The following is a 24,237-nucleotide window of genomic DNA, read 5'->3' as shown; positions in this document are numbered from 1 at the left end:
TTTTTATACTTTCAAGCAGCCAGAAGATAATCGCTTTTATAAGTGGTTATCTTTTTTAGTCTACCCCATTTCTTCAGAGTCATATAAAGCTATACTTCTAAAAACAATAGTATAAATGAGCATTCTACTCCAAATAGATTTTACTCATATCAATAATACAAAAATTTTTATAAGACAGCACGCTATTAGAATTTACTACTTAAATAAAGAGCCACATCGCGAATGGCTTTATCAGTTTCACTTTCTATTAACTCTCTGTCCTTTGTATACGAATATAGAGTATCGCCGTGAAGAAGGTGGTCTGATAAATTCAACAAGCCCACAGCGCGCTTGTTGAATTTATGAGCAATCGCTAAAGTGGTAGCTGTCTCCATATCCACGCCGAGAAAATCTGCAAGTGACCATTCTTTTACCATATTATGCGTCTCCATAAGCATGGCACCCATACTGACCACATGTCCTTTAATATAGCTGTAGCCTTTTTGTTCACAATATCTGCAGGCGGCTTCCACTAGCTCTTTGTCAGCTTCTACAAGCGTTTGGTCTGGTAAATACCAGTGCGATACGCCGTCTTGCATTTGTGCTGCAGATACAATTAAAATATCTCCATATTGTATAGTGGAAGATAAGCCTCCAAAATATCCCGTTTGAATAAATAAGTCGGTTCCGCTGGCGGCAAATTGATGTACGATGTTTGATGCCATTGGACTGCCGTATACATTCGCAAACCCTATATTTCTGTTTTTGAACTTACCTATTACCGTGTTCCATTTAGGCATATGAACATTGGTGGATAAAATCTCTTTCCATAAGCTTAGATTATCTTGGAATTCCCACTCACCATGAATAATAAATGCATTAGGCAGCTCTTTTTCTGATAGCTTTAATACGTTTAGCCAATCTTCTTTTTCAAAATCTCCGTACAGTTTCATATCGTTCTCCTTACTTTTTACATTTAGACTAGTTGGAGAAGAATTCTTCATTTCTATCTTTTATTCCTTTAATTTTTACAACGGACAAATACAAAATAAATGACGGTTCTGATTTAGAAATGAAGAATTGCGTGCTTTTTTGCTTGTTTTTCGACAAATATTTATGACTAAAAAAGGAATTCACTAATAATAAAAGAACTTTTTTACTAACCATTATTTAAATTAGATAAAGCTGTGAGAAAAGATCCGTCCAGTTAATGAATGGATAAGAGGAGGGAATTACAGGTGTCACATCATTTTCCTGTCATTAAAACAAAAAGACTTGTACTAAGGGAAATTGTAGCAGAAGACGCAAGCAATATTTTAAAATACCTATCCGATAAAGAAGTAATGAAGCACTACGGTTTAGAGCCTTTTACAGCGGTTGAAGATGCTTTAAATGAGATTTCATGGTATAAATCAATCTTAAACCAAAGATCTGGAATAAGATGGGGCATTACTCTTAAAGAACAAGACGACATTATTGGCAGCTGCGGGTTTCTTAATCGAGTTCATGACCATTACCGTACGGAAATTGGTTATGAATTAGCCAGAGACTATTGGGGAAATGGAATTGCTAATGAGGCATTCGGCGCGGTCATAAAATATGGGTTTACACATTTTAATTTGCGGAGAATCGAAGCTTTGATAGAGCCTGCTAATGCTGCTTCACAAAAATTAATAAAAAAGCACGGTTTTATAAAAGAAGGCCTATTAAGAAGCTATGAATTTGCGTGTGGAAAATTTGATGATTTGTACATGTACTCTTTATTAAAACAAGATTTTGACAGGCTTCAACCACATGAAGAGAATATCTAGACATAGTTATTAAAAATACGAATAGCACAATGACAGATAAGGGGAAAATGTATGGCCCATTTTAATGTTGATATTGTTCACTATCATCCACAATTTGCTGAGGCAACGGTAAAAATGTGGAGAGATAGTAAAGAAAAAGCGATTGGACAAAAGGAAATGCACAGTTTTGACCGTCATGTTTATTTTTTAGATCATATATTGTCAGCACACTATAAAGTTGAATTAGCGTTAATAGATAAACAAATAGTAGGAATGATTGCTTATAAGGCTGACGAAATTAGCCAGCTGTACATTCATATAGATTATCAAGGGAGAGGAATCGGACAGCGATTGCTTGAAAGAGCCAAAGCAGAATCAAATGGAAAATTAATATTACGTACATTTGAACGAAATAAAAACGCCCAAAGGTTTTACGAGAAACACGGCTTCAGTATTATAAAAAGAGGATGTGAAAACGAAGAAAAATTACCTGATATTACATATGAATGGACAAACAAATGAATCATACGTAATTTTAATAAAGGAGCGGTTAGTGTGAATACGTTAGCACATGAAACATAACAACGCTGCCTGTATGTTCGTGGTCCGCCTTTTACTAGTTTAGGATAGATGATTAATGCTAGCTATAAAAGGAGGAGTTTAATATGATAACGGACAAACATTTTTTAAACGCTGTAAACAATACACATGTTGATTTTACTGAATGGGATTTTTCTATTATTACTCGTACTGGTCGTATGGATAGCGGCATGCTTTCGTGGTCATATGGAAGTGAAGCTTGCCACCTTATTCAAAACTCTAATGCTGCTTTAGATATGGGAACAGGAGGAGGAGAATTTTTATCTTTGTTACAACCTTTTCCTCGCGTTATGTATGCTACCGAAGGATACAAACCTAACGTTCCAATTGCTAAAAAACGATTAGAGCCACTTGGTGTCACAGTTGTTGAACGAAATGAAGACGCAAATTTACCGTTTAAAGATGATACATTTGATTTAATTTTGAACCAACATGAATCTTTTTGTGCTTCGGAAGTAAGAAGGATTTTGTCCAAGGAAGGCACGTTTTTCACTCAGCAAGTGGGAGGGTTAGACTGTTCGCGAATCAATGAGTGTATAGGGGTTCCACTAAATAAAGAGTTTTCTAATTGGAATTTAAAGAAAGCAATAGAAGAGCTTAAACAAAATTCTTTTAACATCATCTTTTGCAAAGAAGAATTTCCTGTGCAGAGATTTTATGATATCGGGGCGCTAGTTTTTTATCTAAAAGCAATTCCTTGGCAAGTTCCTAATTTTGATGTAGAAACATATATCAAAGGGTTGTATAACATACATGGAATTATACAGTCTAAAGGTTTCTTTGATGCAAAACAACATCGTTTTATTATTAAAGCTGAGGCAAAATAAATAGTGTAAACTAATCACATATAAAAATCGGATCTCTAACTGGAGATCCGATTTTTGTATGTGAATGATGATTTTACATAAACGTTCTATTTCAGTTATGTAATGGAGCGTTTATGATCTTTAGTATGATTTTGTGATATACGAGAGTTTGTTAAAATGCAGTCTACTGCTTTTTGAGTAATGGGCATAAAGAAATTAAGCAGCACGCCGCCTAAACACACGGTTAATAACGTTCCAACACCAATTGGTCCGTTTAAAAATATTGCGGCTAGTAAGAATGTGAGGTAAATAAATGTTCTTGAAAGAAATAAATTGGTTTTAGCTAGTTTTTGTATGATTAATGTTAAGCGATCAATTGGAATAGGTGCAAAATTTGTATGTAAATAGGCTGAGGTTCCTACTCCTATAATGATTAAACCGATTCCGAAACAACATACTTTGCTGTACCAACTTTCGAACGTAATCCAATTCTTTAAGAAAAAAAGCCATATATCGATACCAAGACCTGTTATGAATGCCGTTAACAGTCCCAGTATTTCTGGCTTTTGTTTGCTTAAAAGAGAATTACCACAAATTAAAATACAGGCAAGTATAATCTCCCAGCTTCCAACGCTAAAACCTACGTTTAGTGACAGTCCAACCAACAGTGCATCAAAAGGTGAAGCTCCTATGTTAGATTGTATCGTCAAAGCAATTCCAAGAGTTAATAGTAAAATTCCTCCTGTATAAACCACATACTTCACTGTCATCATCCTTTTTGTTATTTTTCGTTGCAAATGCAACTATTTTGAGATACATTAAATGTAGATTATTTTTATTGTATTTGCAACAAAAATATGTATAAAGGAGATATTTTATGAGTGAAATTCTGCGTGAAATTGGCATGATAGCAAGAGCACTGGATTCAATTAGTAATATAGAATTTAAAGAATATGACCTGACAAAAGGGCAGTATTTGTATTTGGTGCGAATATGTGAAAATCCAGGAATCATTCAGGAAAAGTTAGCTGAAATGATAAAAGTAGATCGCACAACAGCGGCTCGGGCTATAAAAAAGCTTGAAATGAATGGTTTTATTGAAAAGAAAGATGATCTCCATAATAAAAAAAATAAAAACCTTTTTCCTACTGAAAAAGGGAAGAACGTATACCCGTTTATAAAAAGAGAAAATGATTATTCGGATAAAGTGGCATTAGAAGGTTTTACCCAGGAAGAAGCAGATACCATTCTTAAGCTAGTTCAAAGAGTAAGAAAAAATATCGAAACAGACTGGGAGTTTGTCAAAAAAGGAAACAAGAGAAATTATTGATGATATAAAGGAGAGGCGCATGTCAGTGATGATGCATATAAAAAAGTGTATTCTTGAAGATGTATATGATCTTCAAGACGTTAGCTATAAAACGTTTTATGAGACATTTAAAGATCAGAATTCACAAGGAAATATGACAGCTTATTTAGAAAAAGCATTTACAATCGAACAGCTAGAAAAAGAACTATCCAATACGTTCTCGCAATTCTTTTTTATGTATGTTAATCATGAAATTGCAGGTTATTTAAAGGTTAATATGAATGACGCTCAGTCTGAAGAGATGGGGGAAGAAGCGCTTGAAATTGAAAGAATTTATATAGGTAACAGCTTTCAAAAACAAGGACTTGGTAAACATTTATTTAATAAAGCAGTAGAGATAGCAACGACATTTAATAAAAAGAAAATTTGGTTAGGCGTATGGGAAAAAAATAAAAATGCGATTGCTTTTTACAAGAAACAGGGATTTGTTCAAATTGGATCTCACTCATTTTATATGGGAGACGAAGAACAAATAGATCTCATCATGGTTAAAACACTTTTTTTATAGTTTTAAAAAATAAGGATTATTCACTAATTTAACTGGTAGAGGATAATCCTTATTGCATACAGAGATTTTATGCTTTTTTTCAAAGCAGATGCTTTTAGGGGAAGTAGTAAGCAAACTAATATGGTTGCTGTGCGAACACATAGGAGAATGAAATTAATGTCACATGCTTACCAAAATGTTGGCTTCTTTCATTTTGGAAATTACATTTTTACTTTAATTCTATTTGAAACAACACAAACTAATTAGACGTATATCGAATTAGAAGGCTTAAAAAATGAACGTTTTTACGTCCACTTTAATAAATAATGGGCCACATCTCTTTCGGATTTAACTCGTATTCTCCATTTTGCCTATACATAAAATGCTGCATAATTAACTCTCTGCGAATCGTTGCATAATCTTCATGATATTTTTTAATATGTTCATTTAATTCTTTTTCTGGATACGTTTTTCCGTGCTGTAAATCACGTATTAAATAGGCTAATATTACGTTCTTTTTCTTTCTTTGACTTGGAATAATTTTTAAAGTACCGTCACTATTTATAAAGTTTTTAACAATAGATAATTTGTCTTTATCCTGTAAATGGTTGTCTTGATTTTCCATCGAATCCTCTCCAATACTTAAAATAGCCTTCGAATTATATTCAAGTCTTTCAAGGTCTAGATAAAAATAAATAATGTTTCCTTGTCTTCTTTGATAAACAATTCCCACATCTCTTAGCTTTGAAATATGATGAGTGATAGTTGAAGGCTGTAACCCCAGTTTGTAAGCAATTGCTTGCCCGTGAAGAGGCCCTTTTTTTAATAGTGAAATAATTCTAATCCTGGTAGGATCACCAACGGCTTTATGATAATTAACCAACTTATCTAATTGCATAGCTTAATACCTTCTCTCTTTAATTCGATATACATCTAATTTGATATTAATCGAATTGGATGTACATGTCAAAAAAATATTTAAAGTGAAGACTTGTCACACTGCATATAAAAAATCGGCTCCGTCTAATCTTTAAAGTGTAAAAAAGATCCTGCTTCTCTATATAATTCAACTATTATTTTCACCTGTTCTTTTTATTAGTAAGAAAAAGTTACCATGTTTTCATCAAATAATACCGGGGAACATATTCAAAAAGATAAATGAATTATTAATGATACATGTATGTAAATAATAAATGAAAAAGGAATGAGTAAATCATGGCAGGAAATTCAAAAGTTTTAATGGTTGTTACAAATGGACATACGATGGAAAATGGAGAGCTTGCTGGAATTTGGCTTACAGAATTCTCTGAAGCATATTTAGAATTTAAAAAAGAAGGATACGAAGTAGTCGTAGCAAGTCCAAAAGGCGGAAAATCGCCTGTGGATCCTAACAGCTTAACAGATGATGTAACGGACGAAGACAAAGAAGCAGGAAAACTTTTAGAGAATACAAAATCATTAGCTGAAGTAAGTTCACAAGAATTTGCAGGTATGTTTGTACCCGGAGGGCACGGAACAATGTTTGACTTTCCAGACGATACGCACTTACATCGTTTGCTAACAGAATTTGCTGAAGACGACAAGCTAATTGCAGCGGTATGCCACGGACCGGCAGCTCTTGTAGGCGGAAAGCTTAAAAATGGTGAGCCGATTGTAAAAGGAAAACGTATTACAGCGTTTACTGATTCAGAAGAGAAAGATACAACGTTAGATAAATACATGCCGTTTCTTCTTGAAACAAAGCTTCGTGAGCTAGGCGCCGAGTTTATTGCAAAAGATAATTGGAGCGATCATATTGAAGTAGACGGAAAGCTTTTAACAGGACAAAATCCGCAGTCTACAATTAGCCTAGCAAAAGAATTTGTGCGTGCTTTAAACGCGTAAAAGTATGTATAGCCTTAATGGGGATGTCTCATGAGTGTTTGAGACATCCCCATTTCTTTAGGGTGAAATAAAATGAGAATCAAGGAAAACAAAAAGGGCGGCTATCTAAATAGCTGCCCTTTTATTTATTAGAAGATTTATTTCTGAAAATGTATGTAGTAATTCCTGTCACAATGATAACAGCCACAATACAAATGATCAGACGAACAATCTGTGTCACAAAAATATTATCTGCAATACTCATGTGTTTCGTTAGAATTAACGTTCCATAAGCAGCTAAAACAGATAAAAACATATTGACGATTCGTTGAGCCATGTTGTCGTTACTCCTTTCGTTCCACTACTTTACACTTTAACATATGTATTCACTGTAAAAAATAGCGAATTACAAGTATGTCAGAAAATCAGCACTCTCGTAAAAGATTCCACACGTAAGGAAGTAGCTGATATCATATTAGTTATGACGACTAAACGCAGTTCAGAGAAGGAAATGAGCTTTCTTTAGTCGAATTTAACATGCTTATATTCTTTTTTAGATAGGTGGGAAAAGCTTGTTTGATAAATTGAAAAAGCTATTTATGGATAAACAGGGTCAGGAAGCAGATGACAAATACATTCTAGTCCCTGAGAGTGAAATAAATGAGAATTTAAAAAGAGAGATAGTGAAGTTGGAAGAAGTAGGAGAGGCATACAGCGAAAGTCTTCAGCACAAATATAGAAATAAATTTGAACATGATGGTAAGCAGAACTTAAAAATATGGGTGTGTCGAGATATTGATGGCGACCAACTACCAAATCTAAGTTCGGAGCAGTGTCTAGAAAAAGAATATCGTTCCCAAGTTGCGATAAACTTTGATGGATTTACAGATGAAGAAGATGCATACGTTCATTACCTTCAATTATGGTATTACTTTGGTGGGTATTTCAAAGGGGCAGGTGCTTTGTATGATTTGTCAAAAAATCATTTAGAAACAGATATTGAAGAAAAGTTAGAAGAATTACTGAAACAGCTATAACCTTTTAGCATAGAGATTATATGTTAGCAGACAGGGTGAAGGAAGATGAGGGGGCGTCCAGAGTTAGAAATAGAAAGGGGAAAAGTTTATAAAACGAAAAAAAATCCTAACGGAACATTTATAGCGCGAATTATTCAAGTACCTAAGGAAGAAAATATGTTAGATTTCATGTTGGAAATCAAACACTTAAGGAAAAAGGAACTTACTTATAAAAATCTATTAGTAACGACTGAAAACTGGTATGATTCTTTTCGTCTTGCTAGAGGAGATCTGAAATGGGTATCTTTGCATACAGTAGCTGTGTGGGACTGGTTGGGACATAAATTAGTTGAGGTAGCAGCCCCAACCGGTAAGGAAAATTATCGTATTTCAGATGACCACTGCTCAGCTTACCGAGAAAAGCAATAATGACGATATAGTAAGGAGAAAACGAATGAAAAAGCATTGCTGCGATTATATGAATTATCATGTGAACTTTACGTGTGATATTCATAGTGATCCATTTGAGTGTCCAGATAATCTTATCTTATTTGATAAAACGAACAAGGAATACGGTTTAATTATCCATGATGGTGGCTCATCCACTATTGGGATTTCATTTTGTCCATGGTGTGGTGCGGAGCTATGAACTAAGAAATGAAGAGGTATCTTTTGCTTAAGAGATCCTCTTCACTCTTGGAATGGGGGATTATACTTGATCTTACGTTATCTAGCTATGTTATCAGGATTGGGAATAGCTTTATTAAACCTTTTTGACCCTTTATATCAAGGGATTACGCGCTGGTTAATGGTTATCTGTGGCTTGTTGATTTTTATTAGCCATTTAAAATTCATCGTAGATAAGAAATCGAAAACAACGGATAATCAAAAGAAGACCTACTGATAAGATTTTCTTTTGATTTAGTCCTGTTGATAAACGGTGTTATGTAAACGAAAAACTTATTGAATATGTAGGAGAGAAATAAAAAAGAAAAATATATGTTATAATAATCATAAATATCCAAAAAAAGGAACTAATTGTTGTGGTCAATCGTAAATTTAATTCTCTATTTATCATCTATCCTATCGTTTTCTTTGTAGTGCGTACTGTTTTTTCTTTTGTGAAAAATAGCGCTGCGGAATCTGTTTATGAGACGTTAGCTATACTTGCCATGTATTACTTTGCAGTTAGTGTTTTCTATTCGATTGACTTATATATGCAAAAGAAAAATAGTTAATAGATTAAAAATGCCGAGAGTCAGAGTAAAAACAAACGATATAAAGGAGTCTAACAGTGCGCATTAAGAATTATTTTTTGTTCGTCTTTCCACTCATTTTACTATTAGTAGCTAGCTGTGATCCATCTTTTACGCCTAAAGAAAAATACTATTCAAGCACCAAAAGCACAAACCTTGAATTAGAAAATGTTAAATCAGTATCAATAGGCAGTTCTAAATATGACGTAGCAAGTTTTTTGAAGAAGAAACCAAAATTTATAGAGGTTACGGAGAAACCGCCGTATACTACCTACATTTACGGAGAAAGTACAGAAAAGTATGATGTTGAATTTAAAATTGTAGATAATAAAGTCAGTAGGTATGACTTTATTATCAGCAAGTATGGTACGGAAAAGGGCATACATACTGGTGACAGCAAAAAAGATGTCATTATGGCATATGGAGAAAATTATTACGAAAGAGAAGATACCGGAGCAACAATAATAGGGTATTTTGATAAAACTCATAAACTCAATATTGAGTTTTCTTTAGATGATAAGGATAAAGTTGGCGGCATTTTGGTTCAAAAAATAAATAATTAAGATGAGTAATAATCATTTATTTGCAAAATGAACTATATTGACTAGTAAATTTCAAATAATAGTAATAGAGGAGAATATACTGATGCTTGGGGAAACATTTACATTATTAAGGCCTATTTATTACCTGATCGCAGTTTTTTCAGCATGCAATTTGGTGTATATAATTTTCTTGAGAAATAAAGTCAAAGCAAGTAGTTATGTAATTAATCGTCAATTCTTTTTTCTTTTTAATAATTGCAGCAGCCTTATTGTTTCAAGAAGGCATCATTGTAGATGAATTTAATCGTTCAGGTGATTCTGTAACCTTTTATTTAACGATGTTATTGGGCTTTTTGTTTATAGCTAGTTTCATTTTTCAAAGAAAGAAAATGAGAGATAAAAATTGAAGTAAATAAATATAATCATGTTTGCTGCAACTTTCAATAGTTGCTCTTTTATGTAAATTGAGTGTTAGGGCTACCAATCTACAATAAATAAAGGGAAAGGATTTTTCTATTGAGCAACTTTATTAAAGTACTACCGTCAACTTTTATACTTCTCTACATAGTATTCTTCTTTTTAAATATTTCGTATCGTTACGGTGTTTCTTATTTATATAGCTTTTTTCTTTTTTTGTTTTTGTCGTTAATATCTGTAGTTTTATGTTTAGTAATATGGTTTAAGAATAAGGAACGTCTTTTTCTATTTTTGATTGTCTTTTCAATCCTCCAACTTATGTTTACTGTTTTTATTTATCTTTTACCAGAAGCAGGAACCAAACCATTGATCTATGAAAAAGTAATTATAAAAGAAGATGTTTTAAATAAATAAGCTTACACAAAAAAACTTCAAGAATGTGTATCTAATATAAGGCTATTAAAGAGATCCCCTTAAATAAACAGGATCTCTTTAATGTAGGTGTTTGTAATAGTAATTATATTAACTAGAGCTGTGTACTTTTTCATTAAAAAGCGTTGTTTCATACTTATTAAAAACAGAAATGTGTACAGTTAGTTGAAGAAAAGAGATCTGTCACTATAGGATTCTTTTCTTTCTTTTAATAAAAAACCATTAATTTATATTTTAACCATAATATGTTATAATATTTTAAAAATGGTGGTGTGACAATGAGCGAAGATAAAGAAACACCTGAAAGAAGAAGAGAGAGATTAAAACACGAAGAGGTAAAAAGAAATCCAGCTGGGAATATGAACGATTCATTTAATAGAAATGAAGCTGGAAACTTATCTGGTTTAGCAGGTAGCTTAGGATGGAAGGGTCTTGGTGTACTTATTACTGTAATGATTATAGGTTTTATCGTTGTGTCACTATTTTTAAAATAATATCAGGTTTATAAATTAAGAGTACTGGAGGCGCTTTTTTGAAAAACTACACAGTGTTTATTGGTAGTTTTATATTGTTGCTATTTGCTTTTCAAATTGTTTCTGGTCTGTTTCTTACACTTACATATGTACCTGAGACTTCACAGCACTTGAGTAGCTCAACGGTCAGTGTTTTTTCTGTTAATTATCCATTTTTAAGTTCGATTACAGCGGCCACTTTTTTATTTATTATTTCAAACAAAGTATGTAAAGTTAAGAAGAGTACCTATAAATAAGTAGGTGCTCTTTTTGTGCTGAGAACAATGATTACTATTTTTAATAAATTACATCTTCCTTTTTATGGTATTGTATATAGATACGTATTAAATACTGTTGAAAGAGGGAGATACTTAATGTTGCAATCACTAATCTTTGATATGGATGGAACGCTGTTTCAAACAGATAAAATTTTAGAATTATCACTTGATGATACCTTTAACCATTTGCGTACACTTAACCAGTGGGATACTAGTACTCCTATTGATAAGTATCGTGAAATCATGGGTGTACCGTTACCCAAAGTATGGGAAGCTTTATTACCTACTCATTCAGATGAAATAAGAAAGTATACGGATGGCCATTTTTTGAAAAGCTTAGTTGAGAATATAAAAAAAGGCAAAGGCGCTTTATACCCCAATGTAAAAGAGGTTTTTAGCTATTTAAAAGAAAATAATTGCTCCATTTACATAGCAAGTAACGGTTTGAAGGAATATTTAGAAGCGATTGTAGACCATTACGATTTGGATAAGTGGGTAACAGAAACATTTAGTATTCAACAAATCCAAACGCTCGATAAAGGAGATTTAGTCAAAACGATTATAAAGAAATACGATGTAAAGCACGCAGCAGTAGTGGGAGACCGTCTATCGGATATTAATGCTGCAAAGGATAATGGTTTAATGGCAGTGGGGTGCAATTTTGATTTTGCTCAAGCAGCTGAGCTTGCGCAGGCTGATGTGGTAATAGATGATTTAATGGAGTTAAAAAGGATTGTATCTAACATAAATAGTAGCTTGTCAGTCTAATAGACCAATCCTCGTACATAACCATTATAGATGGTTAATGTCTCAATTATAGACCTAAATCTACTGAAGTTGAAACATAAGTAATAAGCGGTTCCCCTGTAATTTAAAATGTTTACATAATCTTTTCTTGTCATTAATAAATGGTTTACAATACTGAGCTATGCTTAGGTTAAGATTTCCAAAATAGTTTTATAAGAAGGGAGAGTTTGGATTATGACTTCACATATGATTCGTAAATCTAATAGCGCTCACTTATATGTTAGAGGATACAAAATTAAGTTGACACTCAGCCAGTGGAAGCTTGTAAGCACTCAGAGATAATGGTTAACCCAACTGTAAAAGAGGAAAACCTCCATCTTAATTTAGATGGGGTTTTTTGCATTTCTTTTAGTAACCTTTTAATTGATTAACTATTTAGACTTTATAATAAAAAAGACTAATAAAAGTTAAAAAATGTAATAAAAAAGAGGAATATTATTTAAGTGAAATTAAAATAAAGCACAACTAAATATGCATTTTTTAAATGTTTTACCATTTTTTATTGACCATAAAAATTTAAAAGAATTAAATTAAATATAAAGTAAGTAATTACTTACATTTCTAAAATTAGTTTGTGGGAGGATGAATATTTTTAATGTATAGCTTAAGTTTTCAAAAGGTGGACGGGGCGAATGAACGAGTTGGAGCAAAAGCTTTAAACCTTATAAAAATGAAAAGAAAAAATTTACCGATTCCAGATGGGTTTGTTATTCAAACAGAAGCTTTAAAGCGATATATCGAATGGAACGGGATTGATCGTCAAACGGATAATATACACGAGAGAATTTTACACGGGGAAATTCCTATTGAAATTGAATCAGATCTCATAGAGGCATTTCGAAACCTAAAGTGCTCTTATACATCGGTAGCTGTTCGTTCATCATCTAGTGCTGAAGATTTAGAAGGTGCATCTTTTGCTGGCCAGTATGAAACCTATCTTAATGTGAAAAGCACCGAGGATTTTTTGAGTAAAGTGAAAGCGTGCTGGGCCTCATTTTTTACTGAAAGAGTCGAACAATATACTCAAAATATGTATGCTAATTTTGATGAAATTTCAATGGCAGTTGTTGTTCAAGGGTTAATTCAGTCCGAAGTATCGGGAGTGATATTCAGTCAAAATCCTGTCAATCATAATACAAAAGAAATGATGATTAATGCCAGCTATGGATTAGGAGAAGCCATTGTATCGGGCTTAGTAACACCTGATGTTTACCTAGTTAATAAACAAACTTTTAAAATAGAGAAAGAAAAAGGGCTAAAGGAAGTAAAGATAATTCCACTTGCTGAAGGCGTTGAAGAAATCGAAACAACGGAAGATGAGCAGCAAAGGTTTTGTTTAACAGACGAGAAAATCATTGAATTGGCCGAAATAACAAAAGAAGTAGAAGCTCTTTACCAACATCCCGTAGACATAGAGTTTGGGGTTCAAGACAATCAAGTATATCTATTACAGGCAAGAGCTATTACCACATTAACAGAGGCCAAAGAATTAACTCCTTTCCAAAAAGATATATCTTTAAGTTTCGACGATATGGAAGAGTTTTGGATTTTAAATGACACAAGTTTTTCTCATGCTGTTAGTCCTTTGTACGCTTCATTTATTATTCCGGCATTTTCTGAAGGAACAGCTGCTAGTTTTAAAAAATTAAAGTTTATGTTTAATAGACTTAATTTAAAACTTTATAAAGGTCATATCTATACAAAAATGGAGCCTTTTAAAGGAGATTCTAATAAAAGATTCCAAGAAAATAAAGAATTGATGGAAAGTATTTATCCAATCCTAACAAAACGAATGAATCAAATAATTACGGAACAATTCTTGCCTTACTATAACAAATTAAATAGTTTTACCTATGAAAATCTAACCCTTCAGAGAGGAAAAGAGATTCTTCAAAGTTTAGCTGATTTTTATAAAACGGCATATGATCTGCATTTTGATATTGTTATGCCCCAAATGTCTCTAAATACTATAGTTGAAGAATACTATAAAAACCTTACAAATAAAAAATCCGGACATGATGTTTATGAGCTATTGACCGGAAAAATGAACAAATCGTTGGAAACGGATCAACAGCTTTCTAGACTTGCTTTAACAGTGAAAAGAGATAGTGAACTTACTGAAATTTTTCAAGAAGAATGCACAGAAACTTTATTAAAGAAATTAGAGGGAAATAAAGCAGCAAAAAGCTTTATGGCTGAAGTAGATACTTTTCTAAAACAGTATGGATATCGAAATGTTGTAAGTCATGATTTTGTAGGAGAAACTTGGCTAGAGAATCCTCTTCACGCATTATCGATTATTCAAGGATATGTTAAAGACAATTACAACTTTGATGAGAATTTCAAACAGACGGTCAAGAAACGTGAACAGAACTATAATGAATTCCTGGAACAGATAGCGGATAGCAAACACAAAGAAGAGTTTAAAAAATACTATCAGTGGGCATTAGATGCATCCGTTATAAGAGATGACCATCATTTTTATATCGATGCAATGCTGGATGCAAAAGCACGTTTGTTCCTACTTAAGCTAGGTAATTTACTAGTACATCATCATGTTTTTCTAGTGGAAGAAGATGTTTTCTTCTTATATCTTGATGAGCTAGAGTCTCTTTTAGAAAATCCAGCAGACATGACAAAATTAATCGAGAAACGTAAAAAAGAACACGCAGAACATGAGCAAACGTCTAATTTACCTAGATACTTCGGCGTCCCTGAAGCAGCTCAGCTGAAAGAAGCTGAGAAATATATGGGAGCTATTGAGGAAGATGACGCGAACAGCGAACATTGTATTAAAGGGTTAGCCTCTTCTTCAGGAATCTATACCGGAAAAGTAACAGTCATTTCAAATACGAAAGACTTTTCTAAGCTGGAAAAAGGTGATGTTTTAGTATGTAAGACCACTACTCCACTTTGGACTACTTTATTTCAGACTGCGGGAGCTGTTATCACCGACGCTGGAGGTATTCTTTCTCACTCGGCAATAATTGCACGTGAATATGAAATTCCTGCAGTAGTTGGTACGAAAATAAGTACGGATAAGCTAAAAGATGGCGATATGGTTATGGTCGATGGTACGAATGGAATTGTCACGCTTTTAAATGACTAAGTGATTCTCTTCGCTTCTATTTGACAACAGCTCTTTTTCCTTTATATACTGCCTAATGGAAAGTAAATACTTACATTCAGGAAGCATAAAGGATGATTAACATGAAAAAAGATGAAACAAAAAAGAAGATAACAAAAGCTACAATAGAACTGCTTAAAGAAAAAGGCTATAAAGGTACTACCACTAGAGAAATTGCAGAGCAAGCTGGCGTTAATGAATTGACTGTTTTTCGCCACTTTGGCAATAAAGAAGGCATTATTCAAGCTATTGTCAAAACAACAAGCTTTTCACTTGAGATTTTTGATAAATCAATTGAATGGGAGCTTGAAAAAGATTTGACGAATTTCGGTTATCTGTTACTAAAAGACTTTGATAATAACCGAGACATGATTTCAATTGCTTTAAAAGACCCTTTAATTTTCTCACAGGCGCATCAGGAAATTATAAAAAAAATTAATGATACGAAAAAAATATTAAAAGAATACTTTGAAGAAATGCAAAGGAAAGGATATATCAAAGAATTAGATTGCTGCACACAAGCAGAGATTTTCCTAAGTACGTATTGGGGATATTTTATGTATAAACTAAATTTTGGAGACAAAGCCTTACATGCGGATTATCAAGATATGATAAAAAACAGTATAAACACGTTTATAAAAGGAATTTCTCTCCACTAAAAGGAGGCATTAATGTTTGGGTAAACATAAAGAGCTTATCTTGATTATTTCATTGCTAATTGGGACATTTCTTGTACCAATTAATTCAACCATGATTGCCGTTGCTCTATCAACTATATCAGCTCATTTTAATGAACCACTTGCAAATATTTCGTGGGTAGTAACTATTTATTTGATTGTAATGGCTGTTACTCAGCCTATCGCTGGAAAGCTAGGAGATTTGTACGGAAACAGAAATATCTATTTATGGGGCGTAGTGTTCTTTCTTATAGCATCTTTAGGATGTATATTTTCAACTAATCTCATTTCCCTTATTATTTTTCGATCACTGCAGGCAGTAGGAGGAGCTTTACTCACCCCTAACACGATAGCCATCATTAGATATGTAGTGCCAAAAGAGCGGCTTCCTAAAATTTTAGGTGTATTTGGAATGGGAATGGGATTGGGTGCTGCAATTGGACCATTGCTAGGGTCTGTATTGCTTGAAAACTTCAACTTGGAAGCTATATTCTGGGTGAATGTGCCTTTTCTTTTCTTAGCTTTAATCAGTGGTATAGTTATGATTCCTAAATCTAATGTAAAAAAACAAGCAAGTACTTTAGATATTCAAGGTTCCATCTATTTAGCCATTAGTATTTCCTTATTGATTTTATTAACACACGGTATGGAAATTACTAAGGCTTTAATAATGGGATTAGTATTTGTTTTATCTTCATTCTTGTTTATCAAAAGAGAAAATACGGCAGAAAACCCGATTATCAATTTTTCTTTGTTTAAAAATGCCACCTTTACAAGCGCTAATTTGTCTATTATGCTTAGCAATTTTGTTATGTATGTGATTTTATTAATTATGCCGCTGTTAATGAAGGCTCAATTTCACTTATCTACAGCACAAACGGGTATTGTTTTATCGGTTTTTTCGATTTCAATGTCTTTAAGCGGCTGGATAGGAGGATTGTTAAACAATAAGTTTAGTTCTAAAAAAGTGATTGGCTTTTCTTTTGCTATGATCATTGTCTCTACTATTCTTTTTCTATCTTTAGAGAACGTTGGATCTATTCTTTTTCTTATAGTGGCTTTAATTATTGGAGGTTTTTCGACCGGAATAGGTTTAACAAGCATGCAGGTTGCCTCGCTAGACTCGGTAAGCAAAGAGCAATCTGGTACAGCCTCTGGCATTTATTCAACGTTTCGTTATTTCGGAAGTATTATTTCGTCCACGCTTATTGCTCTTGTTACAAGCTACAACTCCATCTTCATTATTTTAGGGTTATCGGGGGTAGTAGGTATACTAGTAGCTAAAAACATTAAATCTGGTAGCCAAGACATGATAAGCAGCAATAATTCCAGTGCAAAAGCATAGTTGTTTTTTGATAAAGCTTTTGGTTATATATGCGATTTACTAATTAATCAATAAAAAAAGTACTGCTTCTAAAATAGGAGCAGTACTTTTTTTGCTTAAAAACCTTAGAAAAAACAACACACGAATTTACAAACCGACTTGTTTCAAATAAAAAAATTCTAATAATTCAATCTTGTTATTGACGAACTCGCATTTCAGATGTACACTTAAGTCACAAAGCTACTTAGTATACAAGTTACCTAAGTGTACTAAATTATATGTTAATGGATATATCGTTTAGAAAACAGCAAGTCATAAATTAATGAGGTGACTAAAATGAAAGAAATTAGTATTGAAGAATTAAAAGGAAAAGCCATTCAATTAAGAAAAACAGCTCTTACAATGATTTATGGAGCACAATCTGGCCATCCAGGAGGTTCACTTTCTGCAGCTGATATTATGGTAGCGCTTTATTTCAAAGAAATGAATGTTGATCCGCACAATCCTAACTGGGAAGATCGTGATAGATTTGTTCTTTCTAAAGGTCACGTTTGTCCCATTCAATATTCCGCTTTAGCTTTACGAGGATTCGTTCCCTATGAAACGATATACACGCTAAGAGAATACGGTTCTCCGTTTCAAGGGCATCCAGATATGAAAAAGTGTAAAGGTATTGATATTTCAACAGGCTCACTAGGACAAGGACTTTCGTGTGGCGTAGGCATGGCAATTGCAGGGAAACGAGATTTTAAAGACTACCGAGTTTTTTCTTTAGTAGGAGACGGAGAATGTCAAGAAGGACAAATTTGGGAAGCTGCTCAAACAGCAGTTAAGTACCAATTAGATAATTTAATTGTATTTGTAGATAACAACAGACTTCAAATTGATGGATTTTGTGATGAAATTATGCCATTACAAGATTTAGAGAAAAAATTTGATGCGTTTGGTTTTGAAACAAAGCGAATTAATGGACACTCCATGGAAGAGATTGTAGAAACATTGGATGAAGTAAGAGTAGCGAAGAATGGAAGACCAAAATGTATCATCTGTGACACGGTAAAAGGTAAAGGAGTTTCGTTCATGGAGGATGTAGCTGATTGGCACGGAGTTGCTCCTAATGAAGAACAATATCATCAAGCAATGGAAGAAGTAGCAGGAGGTTTAAGATAATGAGCATACTAGAAAAAGATCTTACAGTAAAAAAAGCTACGAGAGAAGCCTTTGGAGATGAAATCGTAAAATTAGGGAAAGAAAATAAAAATATTTATGTCATTGATGTCGATATTGCAAAGTCGTGTAAAACAGTAAACTTTATCAAACAATTACCCGACCAGCATATTAATGTCGGTATTGCAGAGCAAAATGCAGCTGGGTTAGCAGCTGGACTTGCTACGACTGGTAAAATTCCTTTTGTAAGCACTTACGCTGTTTTTGGTTCGTTAAGAATGCTTGAACAAATTAGACAAGAAGTCTGCTACCCTAACTTAAATGTAAAGATTGCTTGTTCACACGGTGGTCTAACGCCAGCTAACGATGGCGGAAGTCATCAGGCTATAGAAGATATGGGTGTATTAAGATCGGTTCCAAATATGACTGTCATTATGGGAGCTGACTATTATTCTACTAGAAAGCTAGTAGAACAAGCTGCGAAAATATACGGACCTGTATATCTTCGTTTTACTCGCGATACGGTTCCCATGATTTACGATGAAAATGAAGAGTTTACAATTGGAAAAGCCAAGAAAATTAAAGAGGGAAGCGATATCGCTATTATTGCCAACGGCGATACAGTACGACTCGCTTTAGAGGCAACGAAAGAATTAGAGAAACAAGGCATATCTGTGAAATTACTAGACATGCATACGATTAAGCCTTTAGATCGAGAAGCAGTGGTTGACTGCTTAAATATTGGAAAAATCATTACGGTTGAAGATCACAATATTTTAAATGGCCTTGGCAGTGCCGTATGTGAAGTAGTTGCGGAAGAAGGAAAAGGTACAGTTCGAAGAATTGGTGTACAGGATCAATTTGGGCAATCTGCGCCTTATGAAAAACTATTAGAGTTAAATGGAATTACTGTAGAAAATATTATCAAAACAGCTAAAGAACTGATTTAAGACTAACTAAATTAAATAGAAGAAGCTAACAAGATGGGGGAAATATAATATGTTTGATTTAAAAGAGAGAGTAGCCATTATTACTGGTAGCGGTTCTAAAAAAGGAATTGGACGTACAATCGCCCTAACACTTGCAGAGCAAGGAGCGGCTGTTGTTATAGCAGATATCAATTTTGATGGTGTACAAGATACAGTCAACGAAATAAAAGAAGCCGGTGGCAAAGCCTTGGGAATAGAGCTAAATGTAACAAGTAAGGATTCTTGCGATGCGATGGTTAAACAAACACTTGAAGAATTCGGCAGAATTGATATTTTAATTAATAATGCAGGGATTTCTCAAAAGGTTACCGTTCAAGATATGACGCTTGAAGACATTACAAAAGTGTTTAACGTCAATATGTTTGGGTTGTTTCTATGTACGCAAGCAGTATTAGAAACAATGAAAGATCAAAAGTATGGTCGAATTATAAGCCTGTCTTCTGTTTCGGCTAAAAGAGGTGGAGGAGTGTTTGGGGGACCTCACTATTCGGCATCTAAGGCAGCAGTATTAGGTTTTTCAAAAAACTTAGCGCGCGAGGTAGCTTTAGATGGCATTACGGTTAACTGTGTAGCTCCCGGACTCGTTAATACAGAAATTTGGAAGTCTCTCCCTGAAGAAGATGCAAAGTCTGTGATTGATAGTATTCCTATGGGTAGACCAGGTGAAGTGAAAGAAATCGCGGCTACAATTGCCTTTTTAGCTTCAGAAGAAGCTTCGTATATTACAGGAGAAGAAATTGATATAAACGGTGGCTCACATATGGATTAATATTCAAGTTCGTTATACAGGCATGCCATTATGGTATGCCTGTATAGCTGTTTATTGATAAAATCATTAGCAAAATGAAAAACTCACTACATAAATAAGGATTTTTTTGTTAGAAGATGCTAGGCTTGTTGCCCCTAAAAATAGAACAGTATATAATAATTATGTCTACTTAATTATGAATAAAATGAGTTAATAATTATAGAGAGAAGTGATTTCCATTAGTTTTAATCCAGTTTCCAATAATAAATTATATATTCAAATTTATAATCAAATTCTTTCTGAAATTCAATCTGGCGCGTTCCAAGTGGGAGATAAACTCCCTGCTGAAAGGGAGCTGTGTGAACAATTCGGTGTAAGTCGAGTGCCTGTTAGACAAGCCCTTAGCGCACTAGAATTGAATGGTTTTATTTATTCTCGTCAAGGAGAAGGTGTATACGTTAAAGAATTTCAAACAGAAGCTGAAAATTCTCAATCCACATTTTTGATGGAATCTGCCTCCCCTGAAGACATTGTTGAAGCAAGAATGAACATAGAACCTCTTATTGTACGCTTTGCAGCTTTGAGAGCTACAGAAGAAGACATTAAGGAACTGCGTGCAACAATTAATAAGATGGAGGAAGAAACGAACGCAGGCGTGTATGTACCAGAAACGGATGAAGCCCTACATAACGGCATAGCCAAGGCCTCGCATAATGATTTATTTATTAGCATTATGGCAGCTATCAGCAATGCAATGAAGCAGCAGGAAATGTGGAAGTTTATAAGAGATCGAACAGTAACGAAACCTGACTATAGAGAAGTTAATTTTAATGAGCATAAATTACTTATTAATGCAATTGAACAGCATAATGAAGAAGAAGCTGTGAGAATTATGAATTTTCACATGCGAAATTTATATGATCGTTATTGGAAAGCCTAATTCCAACTGACTTTCTATCAAAAGCATATTAAATATGAAGTTAAAAGGCAGCTAAAGTGCAGCTGCCTTTTTTGTGTTAAAAAAACCGCATAAAGCAAGCACTTTTCTATAATGTCAAAATACGCATTCTTCTTCTCTTCTAATAAAATTCAGAAAATGTTTAATTTAATAATTATATTGACAATTGTTAGGTATGTAAGTACACTGTTTATATAAGGTAACTTAGTATACAAGTAGCTAAATTAATAAAACGGAGGTAATGTGAATCTTAAAATTCATTATTTTTAAGCTTGATATTTTTTGAAGAGATTAGCAGAGGGGCTCAAAAATGTAAGCGTTTTTTATCGTTACTGTGCATTACAAATATTTTGGATTATTAGTATAGAAAGTAGATTTATAATGCTTTTATATCGCTAGTAAGGTTTTGTTGTACGATATTTTCTAATAGTTCTTACTTTTTTAAATGATAAATAATACAGGGGATACTTCGCTTTTTCATTTTTTACATCTCCATATGAAAGGGATTACAGAAGTAGGAGCTAGATTTACTTAGACTTAGAAATAGATTAATCATCTTTTATATCAACCACTAATTCTTTCTGTCAATTAGCCTAGGGTAAATACTCGGGTCAAAGACCAAAGAACACGAAGAGGAGAAAGATGATAACCCAGGGGAGGAATTATTTTGGATTCAATTAACTTAGAACGTTCAACTACCAAAAAAGTAACGTTGAGGCTCATTCCATTTCTATTTTTATGTTTTACCATATCTATACTTGACCGAGTAAATATTGGGTTTGCTGCATTACAAATGAATGAAGATTTAGGTTTTTCTAATGCTGTTTTTGGATTAGGAGCAGGAATTTTCTTTCTTGGCTATTTCCTTTTAGAGGTACCTGGCAGTGCTATGATGACGAAGGTCGGGGCTAGAAGATGGATTAGTAGAATCATGATTACATGGGCAGTTATTGCTATTTTAATGGCTTTTATCCAAACACCATGGCAGTTTTATACAGCAAGATTTCTTTTAGGAGTTGCTGAAGCTAGCTTTTATCCTTGCATGGTCTTTTATCTAAGTGGTTTTTATCAAACAAAACATCATGCAAAAGCAATTGCCGGATTTATGATTGCGATCCCTGGTGCTAATGCAATAGGATCTCCTCTTTCTACTTACTTATTAGGCATTGACTGGTTAAACATGGCTGGATGGCAATGGCTTTTCGTTTTGGAAGCGATTCCAGCTTTGATTTTAGGTGTGATATGTTTCTTCTATCTTGACGATAAGCTTGAGGATGTCAAATGGCTGACGAACGAGGAGAAGAAATGGTTAATCGACGTTACAACAAAAGAGAAGTTAGAAAAACAGGAAGCCAAACACTATACATTTGCTCAGGCCTTAAAAGATCGTGACGTATTAACCTTATCCCTAGGATACTTTTTCTGGATGGTTGGCTACTATGGCATCGTCATGTTTTTACCGACTATTTCAGAAGGTTTATCTAAAACGACTTCTCTTAGTACACATGCGATGGGCTGGATTTTAGGGTTAATGTATGTTTGTGCAATGGTAACCATGATGTTGGTTAGTAACCACTCTGACAAAAAAAATGAAAGACGTTTTCACGTAGTTGCTTGCTTAGTAACAAGTGGCGTGGCATTAATTATCAGTAGCTACGTTGCAAATACGAACATTGTTTTATCGTTTGTATTCTTGACGATCAGTCTTTGCGGAGCGTTCGGAGCATATTCTCCGTTTTGGGCAATTCCACCATCTTTCTTAACAGAAGCTGCTGCTGCAGGTGCTATTGCTCTTATCAATAGTATTGGTAATCTAGGCGGTTTCTTCGGACCGTATATTGTGGGATACATTAAAGATCTAACAGGATCTTTTAATGCTAGTATGACATTTTTAGGTATTAGCATGTTTGTAGCGTCCTTTATCGTAGCCTTTTTACTAAAACAGTCAGGAAGAGCTATTAAAAAAAACACAGTCGATCGATTAGAAAAAACTAGTTGATTCTTATTTGAAAGAAATGTGTAGTACTAGAAGTGGCCGGCAATTAGTTTCTAAGACTGTCGGTCAACTTTCTTACATGGATAAGAATAACAGGGGTGTATGGCAATGATGAAGCTAGGAGTTTTAACAAGTGGCGGAGACGCTCCAGGAATGAATGCTGCTATTCGAGCAGTAGTAAAAACAGCTGATTATCACAACATGGATGTAATGGGAATCGAGGGTGGTTACCAAGGTTTAACAGAAGGTAAACTTTATAGATTAACCTCTACGGACGTAGACTATATTGCGGATAAAGGAGGGACATTTTTAAAAACCTCCCGGTGCCCAGAATTTACGAAAGAGTCGGGGAGAATAAAAGCTTTAAGTATATTAAAAGATTATGGAATTAATCATTTAGTAGTAATCGGCGGTGAAGGCTCTTTTAAAGGAACACAAAAATTACATCAGTTAGGTGTAAATGTCATTGGTATACCGGCAACGATTGATAATGATTTATCTTACACAGATTATTCACTTGGATTTGATACTACATTAAATACGATATTAGAATGTCTCGGTAAAATTAAGGATACAGATTTATCTCATGAAAAGACTACGATTGTAGAAGTTATGGGGAGATATTGCGGAGATTTAGCCCTGTACTCTGCTTTAGCGGGAGCTGGAGAAATTATCTCGACACCGGAAAGAAAATTAAGTTTTGAAGAGATATGTTCCAAGCTGAACAAGAAAATTAAAAGTGGCAAAAAAGATAACCTAATTCTAATTACTGAAAACATATACGATATTCAAGACCTGAAAAAATATGTTGAGGATCAATTAGATATCAGCGTAAGGACGAGTATATTAGGTTTCATCCAAAGAGGAGGGCAGCCATCCGCATTTGATCGTATCTTAGCAAGTAAAATGGGGATTACAGCAGTAGAACTATTACTTAAAGGGTATTCTGGTAGGGCTGTAGGAATTAAAGAAAATGACTTAATCAATGTAGATATTGAAAAAGTTCATTCGAAGTTATCTAGTAATGATGATAAATACAGCTTACTGGATACCATTCTAGCTTAAGCACATCTTTTCTATCATACAATGGTTTATCA

Annotated in this window: 26 protein-coding genes; 22 read left to right on the top strand and 4 right to left on the bottom strand. The window is 33.8% G+C overall.

Annotated elements, in window-relative coordinates:
• Positions 1 to 185: 185 nt before the first annotated feature.
• Complete coding sequence (locus WKH56_RS26995; RefSeq protein WP_310884318.1) at positions 186 to 932, bottom strand: phosphorylase family protein; 747 nt, start codon at positions 930 to 932, stop codon at positions 186 to 188.
• Positions 933 to 1,217: 285 nt separating this feature from the next.
• Here WKH56_RS26995 and WKH56_RS26990 point away from each other — a divergent pair, with 285 nt between their 5' ends.
• The 3 genes from WKH56_RS26990 (at position 1,218) to WKH56_RS26980 (ending at position 3,196) form a co-directional block, all read left to right on the top strand.
• On the top strand, positions 1,218 to 1,790 hold the full coding sequence (locus WKH56_RS26990) for a GNAT family N-acetyltransferase (protein ID WP_310884319.1): 573 nt from the start codon (positions 1,218 to 1,220) through the stop codon (positions 1,788 to 1,790).
• Positions 1,791 to 1,841: 51 nt separating this feature from the next.
• Positions 1,842 to 2,291: a GNAT family N-acetyltransferase gene (locus WKH56_RS26985; RefSeq protein WP_063246945.1), complete on the top strand. Its 450-nt coding sequence runs from the start codon at positions 1,842 to 1,844 to the stop codon at positions 2,289 to 2,291.
• Between the two features lie 143 nt (positions 2,292 to 2,434).
• On the top strand, positions 2,435 to 3,196 hold the full coding sequence (locus WKH56_RS26980; RefSeq protein ID WP_063246946.1) for a class I SAM-dependent methyltransferase: 762 nt from the start codon (positions 2,435 to 2,437) through the stop codon (positions 3,194 to 3,196).
• A 95-nt stretch (positions 3,197 to 3,291) separates the two neighbouring features.
• Here the strand turns inward: WKH56_RS26980 and WKH56_RS26975 are convergent, their stop codons facing one another.
• Complete coding sequence (locus WKH56_RS26975) at positions 3,292 to 3,939, bottom strand: YczE/YyaS/YitT family protein (protein ID WP_048018592.1); 648 nt, start codon at positions 3,937 to 3,939, stop codon at positions 3,292 to 3,294.
• Between the two features lie 113 nt (positions 3,940 to 4,052).
• On the opposite strand from WKH56_RS26975, the gene WKH56_RS26970 reads away from it, so the two are divergent.
• Positions 4,053 to 4,505 carry a MarR family winged helix-turn-helix transcriptional regulator gene (locus WKH56_RS26970; protein WP_013056339.1) on the top strand — a complete coding sequence of 151 codons (453 nt, stop codon included), beginning with the start codon at positions 4,053 to 4,055 and terminating at the stop codon, positions 4,503 to 4,505.
• A 19-nt stretch (positions 4,506 to 4,524) separates the two neighbouring features.
• Positions 4,525 to 5,052 (top strand): spermidine/spermine N(1)-acetyltransferase, encoded by a 528-nt coding sequence (paiA, locus tag WKH56_RS26965; protein WP_063246947.1) that lies wholly within the window; start codon positions 4,525 to 4,527, stop codon positions 5,050 to 5,052.
• A 295-nt stretch (positions 5,053 to 5,347) separates the two neighbouring features.
• Here the strand turns inward: paiA and WKH56_RS26960 are convergent, their stop codons facing one another.
• A complete protein-coding gene (locus WKH56_RS26960; RefSeq protein WP_063246948.1) occupies positions 5,348 to 5,929 on the bottom strand; it encodes a DUF2087 domain-containing protein in 582 nt (193 codons plus the stop codon).
• Positions 5,930 to 6,246: 317 nt separating this feature from the next.
• Between WKH56_RS26960 and WKH56_RS26955 the strand changes: the two genes are divergently transcribed.
• The gene (locus tag WKH56_RS26955; RefSeq protein ID WP_028413906.1) at positions 6,247 to 6,915 is read left to right on the top strand and encodes a type 1 glutamine amidotransferase domain-containing protein; all 669 of its coding nucleotides are present in this window, start codon (positions 6,247 to 6,249) and stop codon (positions 6,913 to 6,915) included.
• 121 nt (positions 6,916 to 7,036) lie between these two features.
• Here WKH56_RS26955 and WKH56_RS26950 read toward each other — a convergent pair whose 3' ends face one another.
• Positions 7,037 to 7,231 (bottom strand): hypothetical protein, encoded by a 195-nt coding sequence (locus WKH56_RS26950; protein WP_013056341.1) that lies wholly within the window; start codon positions 7,229 to 7,231, stop codon positions 7,037 to 7,039.
• Between the two features lie 235 nt (positions 7,232 to 7,466).
• Between WKH56_RS26950 and WKH56_RS26945 the strand changes: the two genes are divergently transcribed.
• The 16 genes from WKH56_RS26945 to pfkA all read left to right on the top strand — a co-directional run bounded on the left by WKH56_RS26945 (position 7,467) and on the right by pfkA (position 24,205).
• The gene (locus WKH56_RS26945) at positions 7,467 to 7,931 is read left to right on the top strand and encodes a hypothetical protein (protein ID WP_063246949.1); all 465 of its coding nucleotides are present in this window, start codon (positions 7,467 to 7,469) and stop codon (positions 7,929 to 7,931) included.
• A 45-nt stretch (positions 7,932 to 7,976) separates the two neighbouring features.
• The gene (locus WKH56_RS26940; protein ID WP_063246950.1) at positions 7,977 to 8,339 is read left to right on the top strand and encodes a hypothetical protein; all 363 of its coding nucleotides are present in this window, start codon (positions 7,977 to 7,979) and stop codon (positions 8,337 to 8,339) included.
• Between the two features lie 25 nt (positions 8,340 to 8,364).
• Positions 8,365 to 8,559 carry a DUF6980 family protein gene (locus WKH56_RS26935; RefSeq protein WP_033578543.1) on the top strand — a complete coding sequence of 65 codons (195 nt, stop codon included), beginning with the start codon at positions 8,365 to 8,367 and terminating at the stop codon, positions 8,557 to 8,559.
• Positions 8,560 to 9,204: 645 nt separating this feature from the next.
• The gene (locus WKH56_RS26930; protein ID WP_310884320.1) at positions 9,205 to 9,729 is read left to right on the top strand and encodes a hypothetical protein; all 525 of its coding nucleotides are present in this window, start codon (positions 9,205 to 9,207) and stop codon (positions 9,727 to 9,729) included.
• A 1,106-nt stretch (positions 9,730 to 10,835) separates the two neighbouring features.
• On the top strand, positions 10,836 to 11,051 hold the full coding sequence (locus WKH56_RS26925; RefSeq protein ID WP_310884321.1) for a DUF6366 family protein: 216 nt from the start codon (positions 10,836 to 10,838) through the stop codon (positions 11,049 to 11,051).
• A gap of 38 nt (positions 11,052 to 11,089) precedes the next feature.
• Positions 11,090 to 11,326 carry a hypothetical protein gene (locus WKH56_RS26920; RefSeq protein WP_310884322.1) on the top strand — a complete coding sequence of 79 codons (237 nt, stop codon included), beginning with the start codon at positions 11,090 to 11,092 and terminating at the stop codon, positions 11,324 to 11,326.
• Between the two features lie 117 nt (positions 11,327 to 11,443).
• Positions 11,444 to 12,115, top strand: a complete 672-nt coding sequence (locus tag WKH56_RS26915; RefSeq protein WP_063246953.1) for an HAD family hydrolase — start codon at positions 11,444 to 11,446, stop codon at positions 12,113 to 12,115.
• Positions 12,116 to 12,749: 634 nt separating this feature from the next.
• Positions 12,750 to 15,263 carry a PEP/pyruvate-binding domain-containing protein gene (locus WKH56_RS26910; protein ID WP_310884323.1) on the top strand — a complete coding sequence of 838 codons (2,514 nt, stop codon included), beginning with the start codon at positions 12,750 to 12,752 and terminating at the stop codon, positions 15,261 to 15,263.
• A 101-nt stretch (positions 15,264 to 15,364) separates the two neighbouring features.
• Entirely contained in the window at positions 15,365 to 15,940 is a 576-nt protein-coding gene (locus WKH56_RS26905) for a TetR/AcrR family transcriptional regulator (RefSeq protein ID WP_310884324.1), read from the top strand.
• A gap of 16 nt (positions 15,941 to 15,956) precedes the next feature.
• A complete protein-coding gene (locus WKH56_RS26900) occupies positions 15,957 to 17,303 on the top strand; it encodes an MFS transporter (RefSeq protein ID WP_048018604.1) in 1,347 nt (448 codons plus the stop codon).
• Positions 17,304 to 17,600: 297 nt separating this feature from the next.
• On the top strand, positions 17,601 to 18,452 hold the full coding sequence (locus tag WKH56_RS26895) for a transketolase (RefSeq protein ID WP_048018605.1): 852 nt from the start codon (positions 17,601 to 17,603) through the stop codon (positions 18,450 to 18,452).
• Positions 18,452 to 19,399 (top strand): transketolase family protein, encoded by a 948-nt coding sequence (locus tag WKH56_RS26890; RefSeq protein ID WP_048018606.1) that lies wholly within the window; start codon positions 18,452 to 18,454, stop codon positions 19,397 to 19,399. Before WKH56_RS26895 ends, WKH56_RS26890 begins: the two co-directional genes overlap by 1 nt.
• A gap of 49 nt (positions 19,400 to 19,448) precedes the next feature.
• The gene (locus WKH56_RS26885; RefSeq protein ID WP_034265135.1) at positions 19,449 to 20,207 is read left to right on the top strand and encodes an SDR family NAD(P)-dependent oxidoreductase; all 759 of its coding nucleotides are present in this window, start codon (positions 19,449 to 19,451) and stop codon (positions 20,205 to 20,207) included.
• A 208-nt stretch (positions 20,208 to 20,415) separates the two neighbouring features.
• Positions 20,416 to 21,126: a FadR/GntR family transcriptional regulator gene (locus WKH56_RS26880; RefSeq protein ID WP_034265132.1), complete on the top strand. Its 711-nt coding sequence runs from the start codon at positions 20,416 to 20,418 to the stop codon at positions 21,124 to 21,126.
• 685 nt (positions 21,127 to 21,811) lie between these two features.
• Positions 21,812 to 23,143, top strand: a complete 1,332-nt coding sequence (locus WKH56_RS26875; protein WP_063246957.1) for an MFS transporter — start codon at positions 21,812 to 21,814, stop codon at positions 23,141 to 23,143.
• 105 nt (positions 23,144 to 23,248) lie between these two features.
• Positions 23,249 to 24,205, top strand: a complete 957-nt coding sequence (gene pfkA, locus WKH56_RS26870) for a 6-phosphofructokinase (RefSeq protein ID WP_310884325.1) — start codon at positions 23,249 to 23,251, stop codon at positions 24,203 to 24,205.
• Positions 24,206 to 24,237: the final 32 nt, after the last annotated feature.

Source organism: Priestia sp. SB1, assembly GCF_038898415.1.
The sequence above is the reverse complement of the archived record's forward strand: the minus strand, read 5'-3'. Positions and strand labels throughout refer to the sequence as shown.

What these genes read in the sequence shown, in the direction of transcription:
- WKH56_RS26995 (WP_310884318.1), bottom strand. Translation starts at nt 932, where the DNA reads ATGAAACTGTACGGAGATTTTGAAAAAGAAGATTGGCTAAACGTATTA.
- WKH56_RS26985 (WP_063246945.1), top strand. Translation starts at nt 1,842, where the DNA reads ATGGCCCATTTTAATGTTGATATTGTTCACTATCATCCACAATTTGCT.
- WKH56_RS26980 (WP_063246946.1), top strand. Translation starts at nt 2,435, where the DNA reads ATGATAACGGACAAACATTTTTTAAACGCTGTAAACAATACACATGTT.
- WKH56_RS26970 (WP_013056339.1), top strand. Translation starts at nt 4,053, where the DNA reads ATGAGTGAAATTCTGCGTGAAATTGGCATGATAGCAAGAGCACTGGAT.
- paiA (WP_063246947.1), top strand. Translation starts at nt 4,525, where the DNA reads ATGTCAGTGATGATGCATATAAAAAAGTGTATTCTTGAAGATGTATAT.
- WKH56_RS26960 (WP_063246948.1), bottom strand. Translation starts at nt 5,929, where the DNA reads ATGCAATTAGATAAGTTGGTTAATTATCATAAAGCCGTTGGTGATCCT.
- WKH56_RS26955 (WP_028413906.1), top strand. Translation starts at nt 6,247, where the DNA reads ATGGCAGGAAATTCAAAAGTTTTAATGGTTGTTACAAATGGACATACG.
- WKH56_RS26950 (WP_013056341.1), bottom strand. Translation starts at nt 7,231, where the DNA reads ATGGCTCAACGAATCGTCAATATGTTTTTATCTGTTTTAGCTGCTTAT.
- WKH56_RS26940 (WP_063246950.1), top strand. Translation starts at nt 7,977, where the DNA reads ATGAGGGGGCGTCCAGAGTTAGAAATAGAAAGGGGAAAAGTTTATAAA.
- WKH56_RS26935 (WP_033578543.1), top strand. Translation starts at nt 8,365, where the DNA reads ATGAAAAAGCATTGCTGCGATTATATGAATTATCATGTGAACTTTACG.
- WKH56_RS26925 (WP_310884321.1), top strand. Translation starts at nt 10,836, where the DNA reads ATGAGCGAAGATAAAGAAACACCTGAAAGAAGAAGAGAGAGATTAAAA.
- WKH56_RS26915 (WP_063246953.1), top strand. Translation starts at nt 11,444, where the DNA reads ATGTTGCAATCACTAATCTTTGATATGGATGGAACGCTGTTTCAAACA.
- WKH56_RS26910 (WP_310884323.1), top strand. Translation starts at nt 12,750, where the DNA reads ATGTATAGCTTAAGTTTTCAAAAGGTGGACGGGGCGAATGAACGAGTT.
- WKH56_RS26905 (WP_310884324.1), top strand. Translation starts at nt 15,365, where the DNA reads ATGAAAAAAGATGAAACAAAAAAGAAGATAACAAAAGCTACAATAGAA.
- WKH56_RS26890 (WP_048018606.1), top strand. Translation starts at nt 18,452, where the DNA reads ATGAGCATACTAGAAAAAGATCTTACAGTAAAAAAAGCTACGAGAGAA.
- WKH56_RS26885 (WP_034265135.1), top strand. Translation starts at nt 19,449, where the DNA reads ATGTTTGATTTAAAAGAGAGAGTAGCCATTATTACTGGTAGCGGTTCT.
- pfkA (WP_310884325.1), top strand. Translation starts at nt 23,249, where the DNA reads ATGATGAAGCTAGGAGTTTTAACAAGTGGCGGAGACGCTCCAGGAATG.